The sequence below is a fragment of the Chromobacterium sp. W521 genome (assembly GCF_052805975.1).
Window position 1 is genome coordinate 195,779 of record NZ_JBRBAF010000002.1, and the last position, 11,627, is coordinate 207,405.

Here is an 11,627-nt window from a genome sequence, read left to right on the forward strand (position 1 = left end):
TCACCAGTCCTCCATCTCCTTGGGCACGCCGCCGGACAGAATCGCGTCCTGCATCCATTGAGTCATCATGCTCTCAATACCGATATTGCTCACCAGCGAGGTCATCAGCGCGGTGTGCAGCGGTGAGGCGGCGTCAAGCTGTTCCAGCGTGCGCTGGATCATGTCGTTTTGCTCTTGCAGTGTTCGGAAGGCTAGTTCGCCGGAGGCTGGGTCCTTGAAGTCGCGCAGCAGCCTGCCGACGGCATCGGCGTAGCGCTGTTTGTCCTCTTGCGAGTCGGACGCAGGCGGCGGCAGCTCGCGTAGCGCCGCGAGGAAGGCTATCGCTACTGGATCGGACTGGAAATCCGGCCATTTGTGCGGCGGCGGCTCCACCGGCTTGGCGTCGTCGGTCTCCGGCGTTTCGGCCGGCGGCGCGGCGCCGTCGACGTCTTGCGCCGCGGCCAGCAGCCGCTGTTGCAGCGGGATGAGGTCGTCGCCGGGCGCGGCGGCGCGGCCCATGGCGTAAGGGGTCAGCGAGGGGATCATTCCGGGCTCCTGCCTGCGGCGGCCAAGGCCGCCAGGTCATGTTCCAGTTGCGCGATCAAGCCGCGCAGCGCCTGTTCCGACAAACGGCGGCAGTCCTGGGGCAAGGGCTCCAGGCATTGCAGCAACTGGCGGCTGGCTGGTTCCACGTACTGTTCCGGCGAGAACTCCGCCGCCTGGTCCGCGCAGCGCATCATGAAGCGCGCGTCGGCGTGGTAGTCGATCTGGATGGCGCCGGGCCAGTTTTCCGCCAGCAGCGTCATCAACTGAGGCTGCAGCGCGCGGGTGCGCTTGGGCAGCTGGAGATAGAGGGTGGCGTCCGGCTGATCCAGGCCGCGCAGCCATTCGTCCAGCAGGAGCAGCAGCGTGTCCGGATGGTCCACCGCGGCGGCCAGCATGGCGCGCGCCTCTTGCTCCAGCCGCTCGCGCCAGTTCCAGGCCATGGCCTGGCTGGCGGCCAGATGGGCGGCCGCGTGTTTCAGCGCGGCGAGCATGCCTTGCTGGTAGCCCTCCTGGCTGGCTTGCCGGCGCAAGGATTCGGCCTGGCGCTCGGCTTCGCGCAGCACGCGCTGCGCCTGTTGCCGCGCGTCGCGCTCCAGTTGGTCGGCGCGAGCGGCGCGGCGCAGCTGGCCGCGGCGCACCAGCACGCCTTCAGCGGCGGTCGGCGGGCGGGGTGTGGGGATGTCTCTGGGCATGTTGTAGGGCCAAGGTCAAAATCAGGGCATCGGCCGCCGGTTGCGGCGGCGCGGCGTCGGCCTCCGGCGGGAACAGCAGCGGCAAGCGTTGCGCCAAGGGGCGCGGCAGCCGCTCGCGCCAAGCTTGCAGACGGCCGTAGCCGGTGAGCAGCAGCGCGCCGTGGCTGAGCGCCGGCCGTTGCGCGGCGGCGGCGTCCGGCGGCAGCGCCACGGCGGCGAATTCCTGAGCCCAGTCCGGCAGCCGCAGCAGACCGGCCTGCCAGCCCAGGCCGGCGCGCAAGGCGTGGCAGCCCAGCAGATAGGCGGTTTGCGGCAGCCGCCGCCAGTGGCGCAGCCATTGCCGCGCCAGCGGGTCCAACTGGGCGTCGGCGCAGTCGCTGTCCAGCCGATAGGCGGAAATCACCAGTTCATTGGCCGCGGCGCGCGCGGCGGCGGAGGCGGTCAGCGCCGATGGCAGGACCAGCCTCCGCGGGTGGAGATAGGCCAGCGGGTCGTACAGCAGCGCTTGCAGCGCCGGGGAACGGGCGGCGGGCGGCTTACTCATGTCCGGTCTGCGGCTCGGAGGCGGGGGGCTCGGCGGCGGGTTTGGGCGCCCGGCGCTGCCACAGCCAGCCGGCGGCCGCGCCCAAGAGCGCGATCAGCGCCACGCCGGCCATCAGCCAACTCAGGCCCGAGCCGCGCTCTTCCGCCGGGGCGGTGGGCGCCTGCTGCTGCGCTTCGCTGCGCCGCGACAGCACCACCGAGATATTGTCGTAATCGATGTCGGCGAAGCTGTTCTTCAGGAAGCGCTTGATGTCGTTGACCATCTGCTCCGGGTCCACGTCGCGGTCGTACACCGCCAGCGCGGACAAATGGATGGGCTTGGCGGCGCGGCCGCCCTCGCCGGAATCCAGGTCGTAGCTGACGTGCACGCGCGCGGACAGCACGCCGTCCATGGTTTGCAGCGACTGTTCCAGCCGCTGCTCGATGGCGGAATACAGCCGCGCCTTCTCCGCGCGCGGCGAGGACACCAGGGAATCCGCCGGGAACATCTGCGCCACTTCCACCCGCGGCCGCGACGGCAGGTTGTAGGCCTTCAGCCAGTCCACGGCGGCGGCGAAGTCCGGCTGCGCCACGGCGATGCTGAAACCGGCCTTGCCGCGGTCGGTCTTGTCGGCTTCGATATTGTGGCGTTGCAAGACGGCAATCACTTCATTGGCCTGCTGCTGGTCCAGGCCCTTGAGCAGGTCTTTCTGCTGGCAGCCGGTCAGCAGCAATGCCAGCAATACGGCTTTGAAACCATGGCGGATCATGAGCGCAGCAGGCTTTCTACCGCGCCCACGGTCTTGCGGGTGAGGGTGCTGATCATGGACACCTCCAGGTTGTAATTGGAAGTGCGCTGCTGCAGTTCCATCAGCACGGCGGGGTTGCTCAACAGACCCGGCTGTTCCAACCGTTGCAGAATAGCGTCCTTCTCCATGCCTACATTGACGGCGTTTTGAGAGAAGGCCTGGATCAGGCGGTCGTCCAGCGACACGAGATTGTGCTCGGAACGGGTGATGTCGCTGACCTGAGCGGTCAGCGCGTCCAGAGACTGGGCGGCGATGGGGGTCATGGGGCGGACTCCTGAAGCGCCGGCGCGTGGCCGGCGTCGAGGTTTAGCGGAAGTTCTGGATAATGGCCGCGTCGATGTCCTTGAACACCTTGACGGTGTTGGATTGCGCATTGCGGTACAGGTTGTATTCGGACAGCTTGCTCTGGTAGTCGGCCAGGATCTTGGGGTTGGACGGGTTCTTGTTCAGGTCGTCCAGCGCGGTTTTCAACTCCTCTTGCAGTTGCGCTACGCCGTTGTCGAACTCGCCGGACATATCGCTGAGTGTCCAGTCTTTGTTAGGGAGATCGATTGCCATGGTGAATTACCTTGTGGTTCTAGAGTGGTTTGGGGAAATACCAGTGGCCGGTCGCCATCTTGACGTAACCCTGGTTGCCGTACTTGAAGGACTTGCCCTTGAGCCAGTCGTCCTTCAATTCAATGGCGAATTGCACGTAGCGGCCGCCCCATTGGCGGTAGTAGTCGTCGACGAAGCGACGCGCGCGCAACAGTTCGCCGTCGTCCAGCGAGCCCTGGATCACGAAGGTGACGCCGTTGGGCTGCTCGCTGCGGGTGAAGGGCAGCGCCTGGCGCGACAGGCCGGTTTCGGCCTGACTCGCGGCGGCGGCGTCGTCCACCGGCACAATGTCCACCGCGTCGGCGTAGGGCATCTGCTCGGCCAGCCGCTGCGACAGTGCCTGACTGGCCGGTCCGCCCAGCGCGGCGCGCTGTTGGCTGACCCAAAGCTGAGGCCGGCGCGGGTTGTCCAGCTGCAAGCGGTAATAGGGCAGGTGCGGGTAGTGATCCGCCAGCCAGCGGCCGACGCGTTCGTTTTCCTGCCGCGGGCTGAGCACCCGCGCCGGGCGGTTGTAATCGCCGCGCGCCAGTACCTGCCGCGCCCAGGCGCTATCCCGCTCATTGGCGGCGGAGACGTAAAACACGCCGTCGCGGCCGGGCAGCACCTGGAAGCGTTGGCTGTCGCGTCCCAGCAGCGCGTTCAATTCCGAGGCCTGGCGTTGAGGGGTGTTCCACAGCCAATAGCCGCCGCCGGCCAGCAACAGGACGGCGAGCACCGCCAGCGCCACCGCGGCGGCGGCGTGGCGACGCGCGGGTTTTTGTTCCGGCTGGGGCGCGTCCTGGCCGTGACCCAGCACCTCCGGCGACCAGGACAGGTGCTCCGGCCGCAGCGCCAGTTCCAGCGCGCCGATGCGCAGCGGGCGGTTGAATTCGGCCGGGCGCTTGTCCACGCCGGCGTCGCCCAGTTCGCGCAAAGTCACTCGGTCTGGCTCGGCGCGATCAATCAGCACTTCGAAATTGACGCCCCCCTGTTCCAGGGGAATGAACAGCGCGTCGGCCGGCAATTCCGGCAATTGGCCGGCTTCGGTCAGGGCGGCGGCCGGGCCCACCAGAAACAAGGTCTTGCCCGGTTGCAAAAGGAATTCGCAGCCGCGCAGCGGACTGTTGAGCAGGCGGACCACGATGGGCGCCGGCGCGGAGAGAGTAATGTCTTCAGCTGCCATGGTGTCTGTCGGTGAGTGCGCAAGGTTCTGCGATATTGGCATTCACTTTACGGACAAGACGGAACGGATTCCTGATGGAAAACCGATGAAATCTCGGGTGGGGAATCAGATTCGGGGAGGAGGGAAAAAGCATGGCGGCGTGCCGTGGAAGCGGCGGCCGCCATGTAAAGGGGGATCGGGGACGGCGCGGGTTTAGCGCTCTTGGGCGTCAGCGGCCCGTGCCGCCATTCTTTGTTCTCTAAGGGCCTGCCGTTCTTTCAATTCCTTGATGAGCTCATTTCCCGCCGGCGAGGCGGCCGAGGGTTTAGAACCCGGCTCCTTGCACAGTTTTTGGCTTTGCTCGTCGCGTAATTGCTGTATATCCGCTGCGCTGGCCGCCGCGATCTTGTTCCAGACGCGCGCCGGGCCGGCAGCCGGGGCCGCGGCGGGCTGCGGGCGCGGCGGGGGAAGCGAGCGAATCATGAGAGCTCCTTGCTTGGGGGTGGGGCGGCTTGACGCAGTTTCTGATAGCGCCGCCACACTTGCTCGGCGTAACGCATGCGCAAGGCGCGGCGGCTGGGCGCGGTGCCGGCGTTGTAAGCGCCCACCGCCTCCCAGGAGTAACCGTAGCGTTTCATCATCTCGGCCAGGATGGAGGCGCCGACGATCACGGACAGACAAGCGTCGCCCATCAACTGCGGTTCGGTGACGCCCAACTGGCGCAGCCGCGGCAGATGAGCGCTGTTGATCTGCATCAGGCCCAGGTCCCGGCTGCCGTCGCGGTTGCGTCCCACCGCGTCCGGCTTGAGCCCGGACTCCTGCTGGGCGATGGCGTAGAGCAAGTCCGGCGCGATGTTGAACATGCGGCCGGCGCGATCCCAACAGTCCGCCCGCGCCCCGCCGGCGCACAACAAGAGAGCGGACAACAGGCCGACGCGGATCACGCGGCCTCCGGCTGGCAAGGCTGGGCCTGTTCCGCCAGTTCGCTCAGACGCGGATCGTGGCGCCAGGCCTTGATCCACAGATAGCCTTCGGCCTGCAATTGGCGCCAATGCTGGACTGCGGCCTCCGGGCCTTGCGCGGCCAGAATCAGCGGCAGCAGGCTGGACCGCACCTGGCGGCTGTCCACCTTGGCGAGGAAGGCCCGCAGCGCGGGCACCGCCGCGTCGCCGTGTCGGCAGTAATCGACATAGCAGTGATTGAGGGCGAGCAGGCCCGCTTCCTCGCCGGAGTCCCGCACCGCCTGCACCAGCTCGTCGGCTTGCGCGTACTGGCCTTGCAGCCCCAGCAACAGCGCCAGCACGCTTTGCAGCACCGGATGGTTCTGGCCGTATTGGCAGAGCTGGCGCTTGCCCAGCGACACCGCGTCTTCGATGCGGCGCTCGTAATAGGTCAGCCACAGTTTGAGAATGCTGGCGGAGATGCGCGAAGGATCGCGCTCCAGGCAGGCGTCCAGCGCTTGTTGCGCCTGGGCCAGCTTGCCGGACAGGAATAAATGCCAGGCGTGGTAGTAATGGATGTCGACGGCATCCGGCGCCAGCAGCCGCGCCTGTTCGAACAGGGCCTCGGCCACCGCCTGCTGAGAACGCATGCTGCTGAGCAGGGCCAGCAAGCCCAGCGCCTGCGGGTTGGCCGCGTCCAGCTCCACCGCCTTGTTCACCGCCTGCTGCGCCTGGCTCAGCGCCTGGGCCTGGTCGAACAGTCCCAGCTGGGCCAAGGTCAGATAGCACTCGGCCAAGCTGCAATAAGGCAGCGCGTGGCTGGGGCCCGCGTTGACGCACTGACGCAGCAGCATCAGCGCGCGGCGCAGGCTGGAGGGGGTGTGTTGTTGCAGTTCGTGGCGGCCGTTCAGATAGGTGATGGCCATGTCCAGCGAGCCCAGTTCATTGTTTTGCCCCTGATTCCAGCGCAGGCCGGGAATGCGTTGCGGCAGCAGGCTGGCCAGCCGGGTCTGCAGCGCGGTGATGGGCTGTTCCGGGCTTAGCTCTATGCTTTCATGGTGAATCAGTTGATGGCCGACGGCGCGCACCAATTCCACCCGCAGCTTCCAGACGCCGCCTTGTTGTAGAGTCTGGCCGGCCAGGTAGTAGTCCGGGCGAAGCTGGTCGATCATCGCCACGATGTCGGTGACGTCGCGGCAGTTCTGGGTGATGGTGGCCGGCAGCACGATCAGGCCGAACGGCGAGTAGCGCGACAGACATTGCACCAGAGCGTTGTGCAGGCTGACCGCGTCCAGTTGAGGGTGGGTGCGGAAAGGCAGCACCGCCACCGAGCATTGAGCCGCGAGCGGCGTGGGTTTGGACACCATGGCCACCGGACGGCTGAAGCGATAGCCCTTGCCGTAAACGGTGTCGATGTAGCGGCAGTCCTTGGTTTCCAGCAGGATGCGCCGCAGCGCGTAGATGCAGCGGGTCAGCGATTCCTCGTTGACTTCGCCGTCCGGCCAGACGCGGTCCAAAAGCGCGTCCTTGCTGACCAGCTCTCCCGCCGCTTCCAGCAGAGCGGTCAGCACCGCCAGTTCCTTGGGCGGAATGCTGATTTGCTGCTCGCGATGCAGCAGCATGCCGTCGAAGTGCAAGACGAAGTCGCCAAAAACAAATTGCCTGTTCATGAAGCCATCTTTATGTAACGCCATCTTCTAGTTCCTCTTGCGCGCACGGCGCAATAGCGCACGGCGGACCATGCGGATCGAGTCGACCAATGCCGCGACTTGTGTGCTATTCCCCGTAGCATCGCTGCATGTCGGCGTGTTTTTTGTTCGGTGGATCTGTTGGGTGATTTGCGCTGGTTCTTGGGGCCGGCTGCGGATTCGCATCGCGCGACGTGTATCCGCCGCTTCCCGCCCGCTATCGCCTGGAATTGCCAGTGTCGTCAACTGACGCTCAAAGCCTTTATCCGGTCATAAAAACAGAGAGAGTGGATGGTACTTTTGCCGACGAGGGCCAGCTTGCAAAAAATGTTCAGCGAATGACATGGTCTTGTTCATCCTGTTCTTATGCCATGAGGTTGATAAATAGGGTTTTGATTTCCTTCGCATAAATTTGGGGTGTGTAGGAATACTACGTGAGGGAGTGCTTGCTACAAATGGGAAAACTCTCAAAAACGAGGGGTGCGGCGGGGGCTGGGCCGCGGCCGATTTATGCAAGTTCGGACAGGCGTGTTGGGGTAGTTTGACGCTGTCGCCGGGCATGCGCCGGCGGCCTCTCATCACCGTCGTTCTGGCCTCGCCGCCAAATCAGGAGCGTTTGAAATGCCTTTTAATGTTTCGTCGAAGCCGATCGCCAATCCCCCCGGTTTGGGGGGGCTGTCCGAGCCGCAGCCAAGCGTGGCGTCCGCGCGGCCGCAAAGCCTGCTCGCGGCCGCGCTGAGCGGCGGCGGCATGACGGCGCAGGCGCCGGCTGTCGAACAGAAGCCGGGAACCTGCGACGCCGACGTCTGGCAGGCAGTGCAAGCCGGGCTGGCTCGGGACTGTGCCAAATATTGCGATTTGGCGGCCCAAGGCGCGGCAGATAAGACAATCAGCGCTGAGACGCGCGGGCAATTGCAAGAGCTGCTGCCGAGCTTGACGGAGCTGAAGCAGCGGCTGCAGTCGGAAAGGCTGTCGCCACTGGCGATGGCCGCGAACTTGAAGGCCGGCAACGGCGAAAACTAGACAGGCGCGCGGGCTCGGCCCGGCGTTTGAGCCGCGATGCGGCGCGAGGAGGCATCCATGTTGGACACAGTTGCAAGCGGGGCGGGTACGGTGCGGTTGCAGGGCTTCCGCCGTTTATCGGAATCTTCGGCCTCGCGGCCGGCACAAGGCCTGGCCGCGGCGTTCAACGGCGCGCGGGGCGCGGCGGAACGCAGCGTGGAAGACGCGCCGCCGGCGCGGGGCGGCCAGGTGGTGCTCAGCGACGACAAGCTGCGTTTGCGGCGCGAGGACCTGGGCCAGACCTTGCTGGCGATGAAACGCGAAGCGTATCGCCAGGCGGAGCCGGAGCGCTCGCGCTGGCCGCGCTGGGTGCAGGCACTGAACATCCTTCCGCGCAGCCACGCAGTGACGCCCAAGACGGTGGCCATCGTGGAAAGCTTGCGGCGGACGCTGGCGGCCGGCGATGCGCGGACGCCGCTGGACATCAAGGAATGCGCGCGGCTGTCGCTGGACATGGAGGCGTTGGCGCGCACGGCGACGCCGGGCAGTCCGCTGGCGGAGCTGAGCCAGCGGCTGGCCCTGTTGGGCCAGGCGGCCTGGGCGCAATTGGCGCGGACGGAGGCGGAAGCGCAGCTGCTGCCGCAATTCCAGCGCTTTGATCAGCCGGGCGCCAGCCAGGAACGCAGCGTCGGCGGTGCGGTCGGCGTCGGCCTGGGGCTGGGAGAAGCCGGAGCCGGGGCCAAGGCCACTCTCAGCGTGGGCCTGGCCTGGAGCCGCGGAATGGACAACGACGACGAAGGCTTCGTGTTCCAGAACCAAGGCAAGGCGGTGTCCGCGCGCGCAGGGGTTCAGGGCGGCGTCGGCGTCGCCTCCTTGTCCGGCGCGGTGGAAGGCCGCCGCCAACGCACCGTGGCGACCGAATACGCCAGCGCCACCGCCTTCGTCAAACTGAAGGCGGACCAGTTGGCTCACGGCTCGCGCCGCGACACCTTGGGCCTCAGCGCCCGCACCGCGGTGGGGGCGCTGATCCGCCTGTTCCGCCCCAGCCACGGCAATGAATTGCGTCAGTACCAGCAACTGCAACAGCAGGCTGCGGATCAACAACAACGGCTGGGCGTGTTGCTGGGCTGGCTGGGGCAGCGCGACAGCGCGGCGTCCCTGCCCGGCGCGCAGGTGCCCTATCTGCCGCCCAGCAAGGTGGACAGCGTCAAGGGCAGCGCTTCCGCCCGCGCCGAAGCGGTCGGCGTCGGGGCCGGCGTTGGCGCGGCGGTGGAGCGCATCGACATTCAGGCCGACGCGCTGACGCCGATCTGGCAAGGCCTGCGCCAGGAGCAGGGCGCGGCGCGCAACGCGACGATCGCCCAGCAACGGCTGGCCGGCATTGAACAAAAAGCCGCCGCGCTGATGGGCGCGGACGCGCGCAATCATCCGCTAAGCGGACTTAGCGGCGCGCAGAACATGGCGGCGCTGCGCGAACTGGCGCCGGAGAAGCTGCGCGACGCGGCGGACGGTTTGCGCGCCGAATTTGAACATTTCTGCGCCGTTGCCCAGCAACTGGACGCCGGCATCGGCAAGCGCCAGGGCGGCGCGGCGGTGGAGCGCTCGATTCAGGCCGCCTGGCGCGCGGGAAGCCGCGAGGAAACGTTGGCCAATATGGCGCTGGCCCACGCCGCGTTGACGCTGACCGCGGCGGGCAAGGGCGACGAGAGCCTGTTGCAAAGCCTGGACCAATTGGCGCCGCGTTTGTACGCGCCGCCCATCCGACACGACGCGGCGGCGCTGGCCAAGCGCACCAGCTTTCACGACATGCTGCGCCTGCAAATCCGCGACCGCAGCATCGCCTTGGACCTGGGCGGCGCGCTTGGCCCGCTGGGCCTGAAAGCGGAAGCCTCGCTGACCGAGCGCACCCGGGTGCATCACAACCCGGTGAGAGCGGGGGATTACAAGGACGTGAGACTGAGCCTATCCGGTAATCTGAGCGGCTCTTGGCCGCTGGACGCCTTGCGCGACGCGCTGAGCGCGCAGCTTGCGCCTCACGGCCTGGCAGCCGAAGTGCCGGCTGCGCTGGCCGGGCTGCAAAGTTCTGTGGGCTTGCAAGGCGGCGGCGCGCTGACCCTGCTGCTGCGTTTTTACCGGCCGCAATACCAGACCCAGGCGGATTTCCCGGCGGAGGCCGCCGGCTTCCGGCTCCAATTGAGCCGGGTTAGCGCCAGCGGCAACCTGGGTGTGTCCGCCTCCGGCGGCGTGCCGCTGCAGCCGGGGGTGTCGCTGGAACTGGGCCTTAACGCCGGCTCCTCCGCCACCGCGGTGCTGGGCGAGCGTTGGGGCGACAACAGCCTGAGTGCGCCGCTGATGCACTATTTGCACCTGAAGGCGGTGGATGAGAGCGAGCGCTGGCCGGCCATGAGAGAGGCGCAGCGGCCGGCGCTGGAAGCTCTATGCCGCAAGCTGGCCGAACCGGACTCCGCGGTGCGGCAAGAGGCCGGCTATTACCTGAAGCGCCAGGGCGTGGACGGCGTGGATTTCTTCGCCGCGATGGAGCGCTTCGCGGCCAGCGGCTCCAAGCGCGCCGGGGACGCCGCGCTGGACGCGCTGGACGCGATGATGGAGCGCCAGCTCCCCTTATGGCAGGCGGACAAGCAGAGTTTCGCCGGCTGGGAAGAACTGCCGCTGGCGCGCTAGCGGGCATGGACAACGAACAAGAGGACACATTCTGATGAGAGTCACGGCAAGCGGCGCGGCCACGTTGCCGCCGCGCCCGGAAGCGCCGCCGGCGGCGTCCAGCCGGCTGGCGCAAGCGGTCAAGGGCGTCGACAGTGTTTGCGAACCCGCGCCGCGCCCCTTGGAGCGTTTCCGCGACGCCGCCCGCTTCGTCGCCGCCCTGATGCCCAGAGAAGGCGAAACCGGACTGGTGGACGAAGAGCTGCGTGAAGTGCGCGACCCGCGACATCGCTACCGGGAGTACGCGCAGTCGGCGCACCGGCAATGGGTGGCCAGCGGCGACAATGCCAGGGAAAACTTCTTCGCCTGGATGGATGCCCGCCCTCAGCTGGAAATCAATCTGGCGAGGCCCGGTCAGCCGCCGCGCATGGCGCGCCTGGGCGACGCGCCGCAAGTCAGCTATCTGAGCGACGCCGCCGCGCTCAAGCCCTATTTGGCCGAAGTGGTCGATGGCGTATGGCGGCGGCCGGACGGCGCGCTCATCGACACCGCCGGATCCAACGGCAAGCTGGGCATGCCTGGCTACGCCATCCTGGTGCTGGATCGAGACGACAGGCTGTTCGTCCACGACGCGGTGCTGGGGCGCTTGCACCACACCAGCACCAGCGCCGGCAAGCCGGTGCGGGCGGCGGCGATGATAGAGCTGCGCGACGGCAAGGCCCGGTCGCTGGTGCTGTCGTCCGGCCACTATATGAGCGATCTGGACGATCTGGAACGGCTGCTGGCCTTCCTGGACGGCAAAATGGATCTGTCCAAGCTGGCGGTGCTGGCTCCGCACGAAGACAGGGCGGAACTGGCGGAGGTGATGGCGCCTTACCGCCAGGCCGGGTGCTGAAGCCGGAGCGTTTTCACAGGCAGGCGGCGCGCTGTTTTATGATGAGATGTAGACGGTAATGACCTTCTCTACCTTTCTCCCCGCCATGCCGCCACCCTTCTGCCCTGTTCAAAGGCAACGCGCGGCTGTTCCGTGTGCCGAGAAGGCCCAGCCT

General features: G+C 66.9%; 13 protein-coding genes. 3 read left to right on the forward strand and 10 right to left on the reverse strand.

Going from position 1 to position 11,627, the window contains the following annotated elements:
* The 10 genes from ACUXV1_RS03385 to ACUXV1_RS03430 form a co-directional block, all read right to left on the reverse strand.
* Complete coding sequence (locus ACUXV1_RS03385; protein WP_052370416.1) at positions 1-525, reverse strand: hypothetical protein; 525 nt, start codon at positions 523-525, stop codon at positions 1-3.
* Positions 522-1,217: a hypothetical protein gene (locus tag ACUXV1_RS03390; protein ID WP_446014646.1), complete on the reverse strand. Its 696-nt coding sequence runs from the start codon at positions 1,215-1,217 to the stop codon at positions 522-524. The genes ACUXV1_RS03385 and ACUXV1_RS03390 overlap by 4 nt, the downstream gene beginning before the upstream one ends.
* Positions 1,174-1,761 carry a type III secretion apparatus protein OrgA/MxiK gene (locus ACUXV1_RS03395; RefSeq protein ID WP_043635018.1) on the reverse strand — a complete coding sequence of 196 codons (588 nt, stop codon included), beginning with the start codon at positions 1,759-1,761 and terminating at the stop codon, positions 1,174-1,176. The genes ACUXV1_RS03390 and ACUXV1_RS03395 overlap by 44 nt, the downstream gene beginning before the upstream one ends.
* Positions 1,754-2,509 (reverse strand): EscJ/YscJ/HrcJ family type III secretion inner membrane ring protein, encoded by a 756-nt coding sequence (locus ACUXV1_RS03400; protein ID WP_052370417.1) that lies wholly within the window; start codon positions 2,507-2,509, stop codon positions 1,754-1,756. Before ACUXV1_RS03400 ends, ACUXV1_RS03395 begins: the two co-directional genes overlap by 8 nt.
* Entirely contained in the window at positions 2,506-2,811 is a 306-nt protein-coding gene (gene sctI, locus ACUXV1_RS03405) for a type III secretion system inner rod subunit SctI (protein WP_179140697.1), read from the reverse strand. Before sctI ends, ACUXV1_RS03400 begins: the two co-directional genes overlap by 4 nt.
* A gap of 43 nt (positions 2,812-2,854) precedes the next feature.
* Complete coding sequence (locus tag ACUXV1_RS03410; protein WP_043635026.1) at positions 2,855-3,106, reverse strand: type III secretion system needle complex protein; 252 nt, start codon at positions 3,104-3,106, stop codon at positions 2,855-2,857.
* A gap of 19 nt (positions 3,107-3,125) precedes the next feature.
* Complete coding sequence (locus ACUXV1_RS03415; RefSeq protein WP_446014645.1) at positions 3,126-4,307, reverse strand: PrgH/EprH family type III secretion inner membrane ring protein; 1,182 nt, start codon at positions 4,305-4,307, stop codon at positions 3,126-3,128.
* A gap of 192 nt (positions 4,308-4,499) precedes the next feature.
* Entirely contained in the window at positions 4,500-4,769 is a 270-nt protein-coding gene (locus ACUXV1_RS03420) for a hypothetical protein (RefSeq protein WP_446014644.1), read from the reverse strand.
* Entirely contained in the window at positions 4,766-5,230 is a 465-nt protein-coding gene (gene iagB, locus ACUXV1_RS03425; RefSeq protein WP_205208309.1) for a type III secretion system invasion protein IagB, read from the reverse strand. The genes ACUXV1_RS03420 and iagB overlap by 4 nt, the downstream gene beginning before the upstream one ends.
* Positions 5,227-6,921: a HilA/EilA family virulence transcriptional regulator gene (locus tag ACUXV1_RS03430; protein ID WP_446014642.1), complete on the reverse strand. Its 1,695-nt coding sequence runs from the start codon at positions 6,919-6,921 to the stop codon at positions 5,227-5,229. The genes iagB and ACUXV1_RS03430 overlap by 4 nt, the downstream gene beginning before the upstream one ends.
* Positions 6,922-7,536: 615 nt before the next feature.
* On the opposite strand from ACUXV1_RS03430, the gene ACUXV1_RS03435 reads away from it, so the two are divergent.
* Genes ACUXV1_RS03435 through ACUXV1_RS03445 form a run of 3 tightly spaced genes read left to right on the forward strand, consistent with a single transcriptional unit; the run spans position 7,537 to position 11,473 of the window.
* Positions 7,537-7,938 carry a hypothetical protein gene (locus tag ACUXV1_RS03435; protein ID WP_114152454.1) on the forward strand — a complete coding sequence of 134 codons (402 nt, stop codon included), beginning with the start codon at positions 7,537-7,539 and terminating at the stop codon, positions 7,936-7,938.
* A gap of 57 nt (positions 7,939-7,995) precedes the next feature.
* Positions 7,996-10,599, forward strand: coding sequence for a hypothetical protein (locus tag ACUXV1_RS03440; RefSeq protein WP_446014641.1), 2,604 nt, complete (start codon positions 7,996-7,998; stop codon positions 10,597-10,599).
* 34 nt (positions 10,600-10,633) lie between these two features.
* Positions 10,634-11,473 (forward strand): hypothetical protein, encoded by an 840-nt coding sequence (locus tag ACUXV1_RS03445; RefSeq protein ID WP_446014640.1) that lies wholly within the window; start codon positions 10,634-10,636, stop codon positions 11,471-11,473.
* The last annotated feature ends 154 nt before the right edge of the window (positions 11,474-11,627 follow it).

Coding starts and splice junctions, on each gene's coding strand:
- ACUXV1_RS03385 (WP_052370416.1), bottom strand. CDS start 525: ATGATCCCCTCGCTGACCCCTTACGCCATGGGCCGCGCCGCCGCGCCC.
- ACUXV1_RS03390 (WP_446014646.1), bottom strand. CDS start 1,217: ATGCCCAGAGACATCCCCACACCCCGCCCGCCGACCGCCGCTGAAGGC.
- ACUXV1_RS03395 (WP_043635018.1), bottom strand. CDS start 1,761: ATGAGTAAGCCGCCCGCCGCCCGTTCCCCGGCGCTGCAAGCGCTGCTG.
- ACUXV1_RS03400 (WP_052370417.1), bottom strand. CDS start 2,509: ATGATCCGCCATGGTTTCAAAGCCGTATTGCTGGCATTGCTGCTGACC.
- sctI (WP_179140697.1), bottom strand. CDS start 2,811: ATGACCCCCATCGCCGCCCAGTCTCTGGACGCGCTGACCGCTCAGGTC.
- ACUXV1_RS03410 (WP_043635026.1), bottom strand. CDS start 3,106: ATGGCAATCGATCTCCCTAACAAAGACTGGACACTCAGCGATATGTCC.
- ACUXV1_RS03415 (WP_446014645.1), bottom strand. CDS start 4,307: ATGGCAGCTGAAGACATTACTCTCTCCGCGCCGGCGCCCATCGTGGTC.
- ACUXV1_RS03420 (WP_446014644.1), bottom strand. CDS start 4,769: ATGATTCGCTCGCTTCCCCCGCCGCGCCCGCAGCCCGCCGCGGCCCCG.
- ACUXV1_RS03430 (WP_446014642.1), bottom strand. CDS start 6,921: ATGGCGTTACATAAAGATGGCTTCATGAACAGGCAATTTGTTTTTGGC.
- ACUXV1_RS03435 (WP_114152454.1), top strand. CDS start 7,537: ATGCCTTTTAATGTTTCGTCGAAGCCGATCGCCAATCCCCCCGGTTTG.
- ACUXV1_RS03440 (WP_446014641.1), top strand. CDS start 7,996: ATGTTGGACACAGTTGCAAGCGGGGCGGGTACGGTGCGGTTGCAGGGC.
- ACUXV1_RS03445 (WP_446014640.1), top strand. CDS start 10,634: ATGAGAGTCACGGCAAGCGGCGCGGCCACGTTGCCGCCGCGCCCGGAA.